This window comes from Pseudoalteromonas sp. MSK9-3 (assembly GCF_003590335.1).
In the GTDB taxonomy this organism is placed as follows: Bacteria; Pseudomonadota; Gammaproteobacteria; order Enterobacterales; family Alteromonadaceae; genus Pseudoalteromonas.
On record NZ_MIET01000012.1, the window covers coordinates 22,873 to 36,611 of the forward strand.

Annotated in this window: 11 protein-coding genes; 2 read left to right on the plus strand and 9 right to left on the minus strand. The window is 42.9% G+C overall.

Annotation, left to right across the window (positions count from 1 at the left end; translation table 11 throughout):
• Positions 1–11: 11 nt before the first annotated feature.
• Entirely contained in the window at positions 12–521 is a 510-nt protein-coding gene (locus BGP78_RS05410) for a TlpA family protein disulfide reductase (RefSeq protein WP_119860450.1), read from the minus strand.
• Positions 522–700: 179 nt separating this feature from the next.
• Here BGP78_RS05410 and BGP78_RS05415 point away from each other — a divergent pair, with 179 nt between their 5' ends.
• A complete protein-coding gene (locus tag BGP78_RS05415; protein WP_182912228.1) occupies positions 701–1,135 on the plus strand; it encodes a YqaA family protein in 435 nt (144 codons plus the stop codon).
• 17 nt (positions 1,136–1,152) lie between these two features.
• Here the strand turns inward: BGP78_RS05415 and folX are convergent, their stop codons facing one another.
• The 7 genes from folX to BGP78_RS05450 all read right to left on the minus strand — a co-directional run bounded on the left by folX (position 1,153) and on the right by BGP78_RS05450 (position 9,908).
• Complete coding sequence (gene folX / locus BGP78_RS05420; RefSeq protein WP_119860452.1) at positions 1,153–1,512, minus strand: dihydroneopterin triphosphate 2'-epimerase; 360 nt, start codon at positions 1,510–1,512, stop codon at positions 1,153–1,155.
• Between the two features lie 9 nt (positions 1,513–1,521).
• Positions 1,522–2,076 carry a GTP cyclohydrolase I FolE gene (gene folE, locus BGP78_RS05425; RefSeq protein ID WP_119860453.1) on the minus strand — a complete coding sequence of 185 codons (555 nt, stop codon included), beginning with the start codon at positions 2,074–2,076 and terminating at the stop codon, positions 1,522–1,524.
• A 14-nt stretch (positions 2,077–2,090) separates the two neighbouring features.
• Positions 2,091–2,798, minus strand: coding sequence for a dihydromonapterin reductase (folM, locus tag BGP78_RS05430; RefSeq protein WP_119860454.1), 708 nt, complete (start codon positions 2,796–2,798; stop codon positions 2,091–2,093).
• A gap of 201 nt (positions 2,799–2,999) precedes the next feature.
• Positions 3,000–4,949 carry a S9 family peptidase gene (locus BGP78_RS05435; protein ID WP_119860455.1) on the minus strand — a complete coding sequence of 650 codons (1,950 nt, stop codon included), beginning with the start codon at positions 4,947–4,949 and terminating at the stop codon, positions 3,000–3,002.
• A gap of 78 nt (positions 4,950–5,027) precedes the next feature.
• On the minus strand, positions 5,028–5,858 hold the full coding sequence (gene nadE / locus BGP78_RS05440; protein WP_119860456.1) for an ammonia-dependent NAD(+) synthetase: 831 nt from the start codon (positions 5,856–5,858) through the stop codon (positions 5,028–5,030).
• A gap of 60 nt (positions 5,859–5,918) precedes the next feature.
• A complete protein-coding gene (locus BGP78_RS05445) occupies positions 5,919–6,545 on the minus strand; it encodes a YceH family protein (RefSeq protein ID WP_119860457.1) in 627 nt (208 codons plus the stop codon).
• 15 nt (positions 6,546–6,560) lie between these two features.
• Positions 6,561–9,908: an ATP-binding protein gene (locus BGP78_RS05450; RefSeq protein ID WP_119860458.1), complete on the minus strand. Its 3,348-nt coding sequence runs from the start codon at positions 9,906–9,908 to the stop codon at positions 6,561–6,563.
• 371 nt (positions 9,909–10,279) lie between these two features.
• Between BGP78_RS05450 and BGP78_RS05455 the strand changes: the two genes are divergently transcribed.
• Positions 10,280–12,571, plus strand: a complete 2,292-nt coding sequence (locus tag BGP78_RS05455) for a penicillin acylase family protein (protein ID WP_119860459.1) — start codon at positions 10,280–10,282, stop codon at positions 12,569–12,571.
• On the opposite strand, the gene BGP78_RS05460 is transcribed toward BGP78_RS05455, so the two are convergent.
• Positions 12,568–13,632 carry a GGDEF domain-containing protein gene (locus BGP78_RS05460; RefSeq protein ID WP_119860460.1) on the minus strand — a complete coding sequence of 355 codons (1,065 nt, stop codon included), beginning with the start codon at positions 13,630–13,632 and terminating at the stop codon, positions 12,568–12,570. The genes BGP78_RS05455 and BGP78_RS05460 overlap by 4 nt on opposite strands.
• Between the last annotated feature and the right edge of the window lie 107 nt (positions 13,633–13,739).

The window sequence follows — 13,739 nt, forward strand, 5'->3', positions numbered from 1 at the left end:
TTTTATTCACATTACCAAATTACTTGGTCAACAATATTCGCTTGCTCACCAATGAGTGTTTTTACTACGGTGTTATTGTTATCTAACAAAATAAGGCGAGGTATGCCTTTGTTCGCATACTGTTGATATATCGTTCTATCTGAGTCAGCAACTAACTGAAACGGTAACGCAAAGCTTTGATTGAATTCTTTGAGTGTTTCGCGAGTTTGCTCTCTGCCAATGGCAATAATTTGTACTGTCGGGTCACGGATGATAGAAGAGGCTTTTAATTCATTTAAGGTACGTAGTGAATCAGAGCACCAAGTCGCAAATAACAGTACTAACTTCTTCTTATTTGGGTCTAGTGAGATATTCTTATTATCTATATTAGTAAAGCTTGTGTGTTTGAAGGCTTGCCCTGGATTAATATAAGTTTCATATCCGTTATTACTTGTAACTGAGGTGCTTGCTACAGTGCTGCAACCTGTGATTACACCACATAGTAGTGCACCAATAAGTACATGCCTCACTTTTTTGATCATTCTTGTTCTCCATGATTATTTTAATTACTCGCTTTTTAGTACGTATAACTTGCTATCTCAGTATAATGTTAGATTGCCCGCGGCGTATACAGGTTTGTTGCGTCATGCTTTTTTGTCGAACTCTGTATAAATACACAAGACTTGGGCTCAAATATTTTTTAGGGTAAGGGGGCTGAGTGCTGACATATTTCGGGTTGTTTTTCTCGGCTTTTAGCTCTGCCACGTTGTTACCTGGTAGCTCAGAGGTCGTATTATCTGCGTTAGCAATAAATAATCGAGAGACATTATTTCAATTGTGGTTAGTCGCGACAATGGGCAACGTACTGGGGAGTTGCGTCAATTATTGGCTCGGATTGAAAATGATGAGTTATCAGCATACATCATGGTTTCCGATTTCTCCGCAACAGGTCATGAAAGCACAGCAGTTATTTGGGCGTTATGGTGTGTGGAGTCTTTTGTTATCGTGGGTGCCTATTGTAGGGGATCCGCTTACTTTAGTGGCAGGCTTGTGTAAGTTTCGGTTTTGGCTTTTTTTACTCTTGGTGAGTATGAGTAAAGGTGCTCGATACGCATTTATTATACTGGGCATTATGGGGATTGAGCGGCTGATATAATCTACCGCTCAGTATTATTATTTTTGCCAATCGAGGGTCAAGGAGACTGAGTCTGCAAAACGTAATGCATGGGGTTTATCTACTCTTACCTTTGCATAAGTGACCGTGGGGTGACTGTGACATTCTTCTAGTATATCGGCGACGAGCTTTTCTAGTAAAAGAAAATGGCCTGTTTCTACAATGCTTATCACCGCTTTTGTTACTGTTTTATAATTCAGCGCATGTTCAACCTCATCACCACTGACACATGCAGTGTCTGCTGGATAGTGGATCTCTATATTCAGTACAACATCTTGCTTTTTTTCTCGTTCTTCAGGGTTAAAGCCAATAAATGTTCGCAGCCTGAGGTTAGTAATATTGATGATCGCATTTTGCATAAACGGTCCTTAGTTTTTGACGAGCTGTAAAAACTCATTGCGTGTTTTAGGGTCTTCTCGGAAGTTACCAAGCATAACAGAGGTGCGCATTTTGGAGTTTTGTTTTTCTACACCACGCATCATCATACACATGTGCTTTGCTTCAACAATGACGCCTACGCCTTTTGCTCCCGTGACTTCTTCAACAGCTTTTGCAATTTGGTGAGTGAGTTGTTCTTGGATTTGAAATCGACGGGCGTACATATCAACAATGCGGGCAAATTTCGATAAGCCGAGTACTTTACCATTTGGTATATAGGCAATGTGACACCGACCGACAAAAGGCAGTAAGTGATGCTCGCACATAGAGTAAAGTTCAATATCTTGGATCAGCACCATATCGTCTGCATCAGAAGTGAATACGGCGTTATTGGTGATCTCATCGAGCGTTTCTCGATAGCCCTTTGTGAGGTACTCCATGGCTTTGGCGGCCCGCTTTGGGGTATCTAATAAGCCTTCTCTATTGCTATCTTCACCGACAGCTTCAATGATTTGATGATAACTACTTTTTAGTTCGTCGTGCATAACAAATTCTCTATCTATTTTAGGTGACGTCCGCCGTCAACTGGCAGAGTGCGGCCTGTAATGTAGTTACTATTGAGCAGTAGCTCAACACTATTGACGATTTCTCGACAACCAGGCTCAATAGCCATGAGTGATTTTTTCAATGTTTTTTCTTTATATTCAGACGAATCATGTTCGTTGAAAATGATTAAACTGGGTGCAATGGCGTTGACTTTGATACGCGGCGCAAATTTGGCAGCAAATGACTTACTTAAATTATCAAGCGTTGCTTTGCTGGCAGCATACGCAATATGCTTAGCACTGCCTGTTTCTACGACATAATCAGTCAAATGGATTATGTCTGCAATATCATCGTATGCGAGTAAAAGGTCGCTCATTGCCATATTAAGCAAATAGGGCACCTTGGCGTGAATGCGGATCATATTGTCAAATAAGCGACTATGATCAGGGTTTTGCCCCTCACAATCCCAGCTAGAGGCATTGTGGATGATGGCTTTTAAACTGCGGGTATGCATTTTTACATTGGCAACAAGCGTGTCAACGGCATCTGCGTCATCAAAGTTACTTTCAATACAAATCACACCTTGCTGTTCAAGTTCGTCAATGATGTTATGGCGAGCGCGATACGTCATAATGACGGGTTGTTGATTTTTAACAAAGTGTTGAACGAGTGCCAAACCAATGCGTTGTGCGGCACCTGTGATGAGAATGGGAGCGGTCATCTAAACCATTAACCTATAAATTAAATGCATGAATGGTTTAACTATAACTTAATTTTTCAACCTTGTTTTACTTTGTTGATCAGTGAGTTGATGGGTATTATGAAAATATAGAGGCAGAAGTATGAATTTTTTGCGTTTTATGGCTTTGGAGGTGCCTGTGCGAAGCGCGCACTCATCAGAAGTGACGCTTCGCACAGTGGACTATTTTGCTTTTAAATGGGTATCAAAAAAGGTTAAAAATGCCGTGAGTGTTGTATGCCGATGTGCTTGATAGCTTAAATGGTGATTACCTGATTCAAGCTCAATATAGTGGACTGCTTTTTTTGCATCGAGTAAGTCATCATACATGCGACGACTATGGCTGACAGGAACGACCTTATCATCTTCCCCATGAATTAATAATATAGGGCGTTTTATTGCTGCAATATTATTGATGGGCGAATTGTTTTCTAATTTGTCATCATCGTCACCAAATTGCTTCTCTACAACCTCTCTATTGGTATAGTAGCGCGCACGTGACACCACGGACTCTAAATCCATAACCCCTGCAAAACTGGCGGCGCATTGAAATGTTTTAGGGTGTTTTACAACAGCCATCACGGCAGCATAACCGCCGTAACTTCCCCCACCGACACAAATTTGGTCTTTATTCGCAATTTTCTGTCCGATAAGATAGTGAGCAGCATCTTGTAAATCATTTTGCATTGCCTCTCCCCACGCGCCCATTGCTGCTTGTGCAAATTCATACCCATAACCATATGAGCCTCTAAAGTTAGGTTGGAACACTGCGTAGCCGCGGCTTGCAAAGAGCTCAGACCAATAGTCAAAGTCAGCATAATCGCGAGCCATCGGCCCACCATGCGGTAAAATAATTGTTGGGTATGGTGCACTGTTGGAGCCAGTATCAGGTGGCAATGTTAGATACCCTTCGATGGTTAAACCATCACGTGCTTTATAACTATGGCGTTGTTTACCTAAATAGGTCGCATCTTGTATTTCAGGATGCTGGGGCGCAAACAAATATAGCGACTGTGCTTTACGCTGTCCCAAATAATAGGTGCCAGAATCAGTATTTGAACTAGAGTACAAAACATATGTATCGCCATCTTGGCTTTTATCTAAGATCACATTGTGTGCATTTGGCAGTGCACTAGATAAGGCTGTTTGCAGGCTTTTATATTCTTCATCCCAATATATGCGGCTCCCCTCAGTATTCGAATGTGAAAACCCATTTACCTTGCCGGTTATTTGAGAGTATAAAATGGTGCCATCGACATCATAATCAGGATCGGAAAAAATGAGCTCACGATTTTGAGGTTGACTGACTTTTGTTTTAAATAGTGCTTTTTTTCCTTTATGGTTGGCTTTTATATATAACGTGTCGCCATCCTGTCCAAAACCTAATATCGTTATTCGCTCTGGTGAAAAAACATCAAATTGATACAGCGGCTTATCATGCAAGCTGTTTTTATCACGGTCATAAAGAATATAGGAGATGGTGGTGTCTTGTAGTTTGTAGCCAATACGTACGTTACCTTGTCTATCAGCTATCCAGTCTGAGATATTACGTCTTGGCCTTAAAATTCGTTCTCTGCGTTTGGTATCTACATTGACTTTGAAAACGGTGGGTCTATTCACGGTGTCGAAATCAACAGCCACTAGAATATGCTTAGGGTCATCTGGCAGCATACTAATCACATTATCTTGGAATTGCGCTGCATTATTGACATTACGATTACGGGTGGGCAGTAAGTTTTCTAGCTTTTTAGTGCCATTGAGATCAAATTTAAAGAGCTGCGTTGAGTGATACTTTAGTAACCGCTGCCTTTGTGTGTAACCTGCCGCAACAATCAAGGTGTTGTTATTGGCCCAGTCGTACCAATTTAAAGTAACTTCTTTATTGTCTGACTTTAAAACCGGCAGTGTTTCTTGGGTTTTTAAATTGGTTATATTTAAGACTAGGGTACCTTGATAGTTTTGTACAAAGGCTAAGTGAGTACCATTTGGTGATAAATCAACCTGACTCACCAATGGTAAACTTGTATAAGCTTCTATTGGTGCTTGTGATACTTCAGGTGTTTTTGGTTGTTCAGCAACCTGTGCGTGTGGTGCTGATGAAATAAACAGGAGTGTGAATATGAAGCGTAACATGTTCCCTCTTTTGCTCGCTAAAACAGAAAAAGAGGGAGGTTGTCATGATTATAGGCCCATCACAAGTATTTTTATCGCTTAATCATAAATAGTGGGGATGGGCTGGCGCTTGTGCTGTGTGCGCAAATAAATGTCTATGAGTGTCTTGTTTACCAAATCTGAAACCGTTTTACCTTCTAAAAAATCATCTATTTCGTCATAGCTCAGACCGAGTGCTTCTTCATCGGTTAAGCCCGGACGATCGCATTCGAGATCCGCTGTAGGCGCTTTATTAACTAGCGTATCAGGTGCTTGTAAATGTGCTGCAAGTGCTCTGACTTGACGTTTTGACAACCCAAACAAAGGGGCTAAATCACATGCACCATCCCCAAACTTGGTATAAAAGCCGGTGATATTCTCGGCGCTGTGATCTGTACCAACAACTAACCCTTTGCTTAATCCCGCTATTTCATATTGTGCAACCATACGTTGACGAGCTTTGACATTGCCTTTAATAAAATCAATAGCAGATTCAGACGGCAATGTAAGTTCAGATGCCGCCATTGCGAGCATTGCTTGCTCGTGCATTGCATCAGCTGCAGGTTTAATATTAACTGTGACGCGTTTACTTGGTTGAATAAACGTTAAGGCCTGTTGTGCTTCATCTTCATCAGCTTGCACGCCGTAAGGTAAGCGCATGGCAATAAATTGATAGTGAGCGTCGCTGTGCTGCTGATTAAGTTCATCTATGGCAAGTTGACATAGGCGCCCGCAGGTTGATGAATCTACCCCGCCACTGATCCCTAACACTAAGGTGACACAATGCGCGTCGATTAAACGTTGTTTAATAAAGTTCACGCGTCGAGTGACTTCAAAAGCAGCGTCTATTTCGGGTTGGACTTTCATTTCAGCCAAAATCGTTTGGCGCATAGCGACTTCCTCAATTACCAATTATTGCAAAGTGTTATTATGTTTTTATCTGACTAGAAATTAAAGCCCTAAATGTTGTTTAATTGCTGCCAGTTCTTGTTTCAACTGGGCTATCTCGTCAACCAAAGAATCTAACTCTGAATTTGAAAGCTGCGGTGTTGCTTGCTCACCCTCTGATGCTGCTGGAGGAGCTTGATCTGCGAGTAAATGCTGGTAACGGTTTTCTCGTTTACCTGGTTCTCGTTCAAGTTTACACACCCACTCCTGCTCCAACATGTCTACTAAAGTGTTTTCTACGTCGCTGACAGCTGTGAAATTTGTGAGTCGTGCAGAGCGTGTGCGCAGTTCTCCCGGTGTTTGCGGGCCACGAAGAAATAAAATACACAATATTGCGCGTTGCTGCTCACTTAATTGTAAACTACTAAACTCGGTATTACAGAAACGGTGACTGTACTTATTTACGCGTCCAGATAGTCCTTCGTCGAGGACGACAACGCGCTTTTTTTCTAATTGCGTTAATGTATCTAAGACTTCAGACTCGCTAAGTGCGAGTACGGGTTCCCTGTTAGATTTTTGGTTACATGCATTTGTTAATGCATTAAGTGACAGGGGATAATGCTCGGGTGTGGTAGTCTGTTTTTCAAGTAGGCATCCGATGACCCGTTGTTCATTTGGCGTGAATTCCATATCGTTGTTCCTATCTTATTGTTTTATCAACTTTACGCTATCAGTGGTTGTTTTACTAACACCTTGTGTCCATTTTCTTAGTGCGGCTTCAAGGTCATTAAATTCTATCGGTTTACTTAAATAGTCATCCATGCCTGCTGCTAAGCATTTTTCACGATCGCCTTGCATGGCATTAGCGGTTAAGGCGACAATCGCAGTAGATTGGTGTTGCTTGCCAGCGATACCTTGGCGAATCTGCCCAGTTGTTTGGTAACCATCTAATTCTGGCATTTGGCAATCCATTAGTATTACATCATATCGTTTTGGTTGCTGTTTCAAGTGTTCAATAGCCAAGCGACCATTATCGATACAAGTGGGGGTAATATCGAGGCGTTTCAATAGTGCTAGGGCGACAACTTGGTTTACCTTGTTATCTTCAACTAAAAGAATCGAGGCACTAATTGTACCTTTTTTTTGCGGCGAATCGGGTATTTGCTGCTTGCTTAATGTGCAAAGCTTAAGGGCATTAGCCGGTGTGAGTGGTCTCAAGAAAACAAGGTCGGGGTTAAGATGTGCGAGTTTCTTGTTATTGCCAAGGCGATTACTGATCAACGCAAAACAGCTGCCTGGCTGTTTTAGGATACTTTTTAATTGAGTGATTTGGGTATCAGAAGCGTCGACAATGATTGATTCGGCAATAATAATTGCGGGCGATTTTAGCCGGGTATCTTGCAGTAACGAGAGAGCCGAAGGTAAGCTTTCAAAGTGTTCACTGGGTATTCGCCATGCATCAAGTAAGTGATGGGCTGCTAATTCATGTGGTTGATGCGGATCGACAATACACAATCCATCACACAGTGTATCCAGCGGGGTAATGTCTTTTGCGTCATGCAAATCAATATAAAAGGTGAATGTACTGCCAACACTTAATTTACTATAGGCATTAAGTGCACCGCCTAACAGCTCACATAATTGTCGAGCGATCGTAAGCCCAAGGCCCGTGCCGCCAAACCGGCGTGTGGTTGATGGATCTGCTTGGGTAAATGAATCAAATATTTTATCAAGTTGGGTTTTACTTATGCCCACTCCAGTATCTTCAATACTACACCATAAACGCAGTGACTTTGATTGTTGTTCTGTGTAGCAGGTGAGCGTAACTTTACCGTGTTCGGTGAACTTTATTGCATTACTTAATAAATTATTGAGTATTTGCTTTAGGCGATGGGGATCGGTTTTCGCAAATTGCGTTTTCATATTTCGGCTATCGATAAATAACTCGGTACGTTGTTCAAGCGCTTTAGGGGCAAAGTTACTGACACTGTCACTGAGTATTTGAATTAAATTACATTCAACTAACTCGATGTCGAGCTTACCCGCCTCAATTTTTGAAAAGTCGAGAATATCATTAATAATAGTTAATAATGAGCCCGCTGAGCTTTGGGCAAGCCCTAAGTGGTGACGTTGCGACTGGTTCAGCTCTGTGTTGAGTACGATGTCTAACATGCCTAAAATACCGTTCATGGGCGTGCGAATTTCATGACTCATACTTGCGAGAAAGTCCGCTTTGATTTTCGCCGACTGTTCTGCAATCTCTTTGGCTAATAACGCTTGTTGTTTTGCTTTTTGTTGTTCTTGACTGGCAAATAAACTGCCTAACATAGCGGATATTGCGCGGATAAAGCGCTCGTCACTATGGCCCCAATCAGGGTTAGGCAAGGTGTATTCCGCGCACAATAAGCCAATGATTTGACCTTTGTAGGTAATAGCACAGCCTAGCAATGCATTCACTTCAAAAGGCCCTAAATAATGCTCACTTAACCCTAAAGTACATTCATGGCTGTGGGCAAAATTTGCTTTGAGTAGCTGATTTTTTTGCACCTGCGAAAATAACTCTGCAAGGTTGCTTTTTCGCCACGGTGGGAAGTGCTGTAGATTGTCTTGGCGAGTATTACTGAAGCAGCTAGGGATCAGCAAGGTACTTTCTTCGTTAAATACCCATATACTTGCTCGCGATGCATCAAGCCCTTGGCAAATGGCGTCAACCACCACATTTTGCGCGCTATCGATGTGATTGTTTAATACTGCATCATGGCTGCTAAGCTGTGCTAATAGTTCATTGTTTCTGGCTATTTTGTCATGCTCAATTTCCATGTGTTTTCGGGTTTGAATATTTTGTACTGATCCAAAAATTTCGTAAGTCCAATTTTTATAACGATTGGCTTTGCCTTTCATCAATATCCAGCGTTCATGGCCTTGCGCAGTCAAGATGATGAGCTCTTCTTCAAAGCTGGTGCCATGTTTAATCGCCTGCTCAATGGCGTGCTGAAAGTTTCGCCGATGTTTACCTTCTTTGAAAAATTCGGTCGAACTCATCCAAGTTGCCTGATAATGGTCAGACACTTCAAATATGTGTCTGGTGACGTCTGACCAACTAATATCGCGGGTTTTTATATCAACTGACCATGCACCAACCTCAGCAAGACTGCCCATACTGGTTAAGGTTTGGGCATTATCATGTAATTGCTTTATGAGTTTATTAAAGAAGATAAATGCCGCAATAAACAGTAGGATAATGGTGAGTAACGCAAGACGAAATGGCCAAATTGCAGCAACTTCTGGCTCCCAACCAAATCGAGGCACCGCATACAGTTGCCATTTCCCTGAGGCCACCGACACACTAAATGAAAGAGGGTGTAACTCTAAAATATGCTTATCGCCATAAAAAAATTCTCCTAATTCTCCAAGTCCATTTTTCCCCCGTATCGCAATGCGATAATTATTGTCTAGCTTTTCTAGGCTGACTGATTTGAACAGCTTTTTCATATCAATGACGACGGAGAGTAGCCCCCAAAAGGAGTCATCGGCATTGTAGACGGGTACCCGCGCGATCAGCGCCTCACCGCCTTGAATGAGCGTGAGGGGCCCTGCCAGCACAATCTGTTTGCTGTCACGGGCTTTTATCGCGTCTTTACTCTGAATTGGGTGTGTTAAGTAGTTGAGACCCAGTGCTTTTTCATTGCCTTTGAGAGGGTAAGTCATGCTGAGTATCATATCCGGTGCCGCACCGAGGTTACGGAGTATATTGCTCGACCGAAACAGGGGTTGTGCGATCCGTTCAAATTGCGCTTGATTTAGGTTTTTTTCGTTGGTGAGTGCAATGGCTAAACCTCGCACTAACTGAATATTAGCCGCGAGTGCCCCTTCAATTTGTGTGCGGTATACATTAACTTCTTCATAGGCACGATTGCGCTCAACTTCAATAAGGCGATGATAGTTGACGTTATCCACATACCAGCCAAAACACAACACCGTGCATAAAACAAACCAGTAGCCCAGCTTAATTGAGCGAGCTTTCCTTGGCGCATGTAATTGAGAATCGAGCATTACTAAACTTATCCTGCAGAACATCCATTTACTATAGTTTAGCCAATAGATAAGCAAACGTTAGTGAGTTCATTAAACTCTCTTACGGTAATAGATTAGATGCGACTGGGCGAGTGCTGGTTAAAAGCTGATAAAGACTAACTTTTGAAAATGATAGATTATTGCGCCAGACAAAGTGGTGTATTCATCATATTGGAAATTAGTTAAATAGAATAAAAACATAACACAGCTTTAAGGCGATTATGAGTTAGTATTTATCACCCAATTTGGGCGGGCAGTTAACGCCATGGATATTACAATTGCTTAGACATATCAACTTCATATTTATATGGTTATGATAATAATTCAGACAGAATTATAAGGACAAAGAGATGCTCACTTGGTTAAAACGGATCATTGCTGGACTGGTTTTATTAGCGGTAGCGACAACCGCAGCTCTTTATGGCGTGCTGTCGTTGAGCCTACCGTCACTCGATGGTACTGGTACCAGTAACGCGATCAGCGCAGCGACGACGGTGGAGCGAGATGCATTAGGGCAAGCGGTTATTACGGCGCAATCTCGAGAAGATGCGGCTTACGGTTTAGGGTTTGCTCATGGCCAGGATAGGTTCTTTCAGATGGATCTATTACGTCGTAATGCGGCAGGAGAGCTCAGTGAGTTGTTTGGATCTGCGGCAATAGAATTAGATAAAACCATGCGGTTCCATCAATTACGTAAGCGTAGTGAATATATTGTCGCGCATTTACCGCATGATCAACAACAAGTGCTCGCAGCTTACACACAGGGCGTTAACGAAGGGCGGGTACAAGCCGGTTTTCAGAGCTTTGAATATTTACTCAGTGGAGGGCCTGTAAAAGCGTGGCGCAGTGAAGATAGTATACTGGCCATATTTAGTATGTACCTTGATTTACAGTCTGCGAACTTTGAACGTGATAAAGCACTCATTTATTTAGAGCATACCTTTGGCAAAGCGATGCGTGAGTTTGTATTGCAGCCAAGTATTCATCAAGCTGCGCTGGATGGTTCATTGTTACCAACACGACAAGTTCCAATACCGCAATTGGAGACCTCACTCGCGCGTGCAGACATCCATGATATTGGCTCGGTAAATTTATATGGCAGTAATAACTGGGCGGTAACAGGGGCGTTAACTCACTCTGGTAAAGCCATGCTCTCTGATGACATGCATTTGGGGCTAGCTGTGCCTTCTATTTGGTATCGTGCGCAATTAAATTATCAATCTAAAAATACACCCGTCACAGTAACAGGTGTGTCGCTACCCGGTGCGCCAGCGATTGTGGTGGGCACGAATGACCATATTGCCTGGGGGTTTACCAATGGGTATTTAGATACGGCAGATTGGATTGAATTGTCAGCCAGTGATAAAACTTGGCAAGAAGAAGAGCGTATTGAATTACCCGATAATGAAGTACACACGTATTCGTTGCTAATGAGTGAATATGGCCCAGTACAGCAGTTCAATGAGACAGCTTATGCACTAAGTTGGGTTGCACATCAGCCATATGCGGTGAATTTAAAGCTATTGGCAATGGAAACCGCATTGACGGTCGATGATGCCCTGACATTGGCGCCCAAAGTGGGCATTCCGGTGCAAAACCTGATGGTTGTAGATAAACACGGTGATGCGGCATGGCGTCTTATGGGTGCAATTCCGGCCAGAACCAATCCGGCTGATATTGCGATAGAGGCAACAAGCTATTCTCCTCAGTGGCAATACAATGACACCGCTAGACCCGCGTTGAAAAACCCTGACAATGGTAAATTGTGGACGGCTAATTCTCGTGTCGTCTCTGCGCAGGCACATACGCGTTATGGTGATGGCGGTTATGCCTTAGGGGCTAGAGCAGTACAGATACGCGATAGGTTACTTGCCAAAGACACGTTTAATGAAAAGGGTTTTAACCAGTTACAGCATGATAACGAAGCAATGTTTTTAGCTCCATGGCATCAGCATTTAACCGCTTTATTAAGTCAAAATGACGCTGCTAAAGCACGATTCGCAAATGATTTACAGCATCTCGCCCAATGGCAAGCATGTGCGTGTGCAGACTCAGTTGGCTATACCTTAGTGAAGCGCTTTCGTACTAGTTTAATGAACAGTGCATTTGCGCCGGTTGAAGCAAAAATGAAAGAGGCAGGTGCAGGTCTACGCTACATAAAACGCTACTTAGAACCTGCTTTGTGGCAGTTGCTGGAGCAAAAACCACAGAGCTGGTTAAATCAGCATGAGAGTTGGCAAGCATTGCAACTTAACGCCTATGAAGTCGCTAAGCAAAAGCTAGCAGCTGAGTTTGGTCCGAATATGACGAGCTGGCAATGGGGAGACGTGAATGCGTTACACATTAAACACCCATTTAGCACACAATTACCGATACTAAGCCAGTTTTTAGATATGCCAACCACGAAAGCGTTTGGTGATACCTTTATGCCAGCGGTGCAAGGTCGTCATTTTGGGGCTTCACAGCGCTTTATAGCGCAACCGGGGGCGTTAGGTAATGCGATTATGACCGTCGCTGGTGGACAAAGTGGGCATCCGTTGTCATCGTTTTATCGTGCAGGGTTTGACGAGTATGCAAAAGGGAATGCGACGCCGTTATTGCCTGGTCGCCTCGTGCATGCATTAACGATTAAACCTAATTAACCAGAATAGGGAATAGCATACAGTGATGAAGCGGCTGTTACCTGATTACGGCCGTTTTGTTTACTGGTGTAGAGCGCGTTGTCGGCATGATGCAAAGCCGCATCAAAGCTGCTGCTGGTGGGCCACAGGGTCACACCAAAACTCAGGGTGACTGGGCGGTCGAAATGTTCGAAGATCTCAAAAGTAATAGCACTGCGTAGTTTCTCAATTCGATGCAAAGCAGCTTTTTGCGTACAATTTGGCATAACGAGTAAGAATTCTTCGCCGCCCCAACGTGCGCAAATATCTACAGGACGGGTATGTTTATCTATGAGGAATGCGACACGTTTTAGCACTTCATCACCTTGCGCATGTCCGTAATTATCATTGATCCGCTTAAAGTGATCGATATCGGCCATGATAATACATAAAGTTTCATTATTTTCATCACAGTGATATTTGGCATGAGTAATAAGCTCAAGGGCATAGCGTCGATTATACATGTGCGTGAGGGGATCTTTTGCAGCAAGTAGCTCAAGCGACAGGCGTTGTTTCATGGTCACTTCTCTGATCAAGGCAACGGTGAAAATCATAGGCACTCCACACACGAGTACGTTGGTAAAGTGCACATAAGGTAATAGATGCTCAAAAGCATAGTTATAAGTGACATCAGCAAACCAAATATGCAGTGCGGCAAATAGCGTGATCATCAAGGTTGAGACCACCACTGCTGGTTTCAATTTCATATCACTATCAAGCAATAATAGGCAAGACACAGTCCACAGGTAGTATTGAAACCCCAGCGCCATACCTAGCACCGCACAGACACTCACCGCATGCACAGCGACTTCAACGCTAAATAGTCGCAACGCGAACGAGCGCTGGTTATGTTTGAGTAAATAAATACCCGTCCACCATGTAATAACACTGCCTATATTCAGTAATGCTAGAGAAACGATATTGAGTAAGGAAAAAACGATGAGTAAAAGCACATGTAAGCCAAGGCAATACCATGCAACACGTTTTAGTAGGGTTAATTTTACCTGTTCGACAATATCTGGTTGGCTATGCGGGTGTTGCACAGTATGACGGCCCTTAAAATAATAACCCTAAAAGTATAGATGCTTTTGTGTGAATTTTACCCTACTTTTAAACAGTGGTTGGGTTTCTTGCGTTATATCGAACAGCT

Bases quoted from the DNA above. Each gene is read 5' to 3' on its own strand.
- BGP78_RS05410 (WP_119860450.1), bottom strand. From the start codon at position 521: ATGATCAAAAAAGTGAGGCATGTACTTATTGGTGCACTACTATGTGGT.
- folX (WP_119860452.1), bottom strand. From the start codon at position 1,512: ATGCAAAATGCGATCATCAATATTACTAACCTCAGGCTGCGAACATTT.
- folE (WP_119860453.1), bottom strand. From the start codon at position 2,076: ATGCACGACGAACTAAAAAGTAGTTATCATCAAATCATTGAAGCTGTC.
- folM (WP_119860454.1), bottom strand. From the start codon at position 2,798: ATGACCGCTCCCATTCTCATCACAGGTGCCGCACAACGCATTGGTTTG.
- BGP78_RS05435 (WP_119860455.1), bottom strand. From the start codon at position 4,949: ATGTTACGCTTCATATTCACACTCCTGTTTATTTCATCAGCACCACAC.
- nadE (WP_119860456.1), bottom strand. From the start codon at position 5,858: ATGCGCCAAACGATTTTGGCTGAAATGAAAGTCCAACCCGAAATAGAC.
- BGP78_RS05445 (WP_119860457.1), bottom strand. From the start codon at position 6,545: ATGGAATTCACGCCAAATGAACAACGGGTCATCGGATGCCTACTTGAA.
- BGP78_RS05450 (WP_119860458.1), bottom strand. From the start codon at position 9,908: ATGCTCGATTCTCAATTACATGCGCCAAGGAAAGCTCGCTCAATTAAG.
- BGP78_RS05455 (WP_119860459.1), top strand. From the start codon at position 10,280: ATGCTCACTTGGTTAAAACGGATCATTGCTGGACTGGTTTTATTAGCG.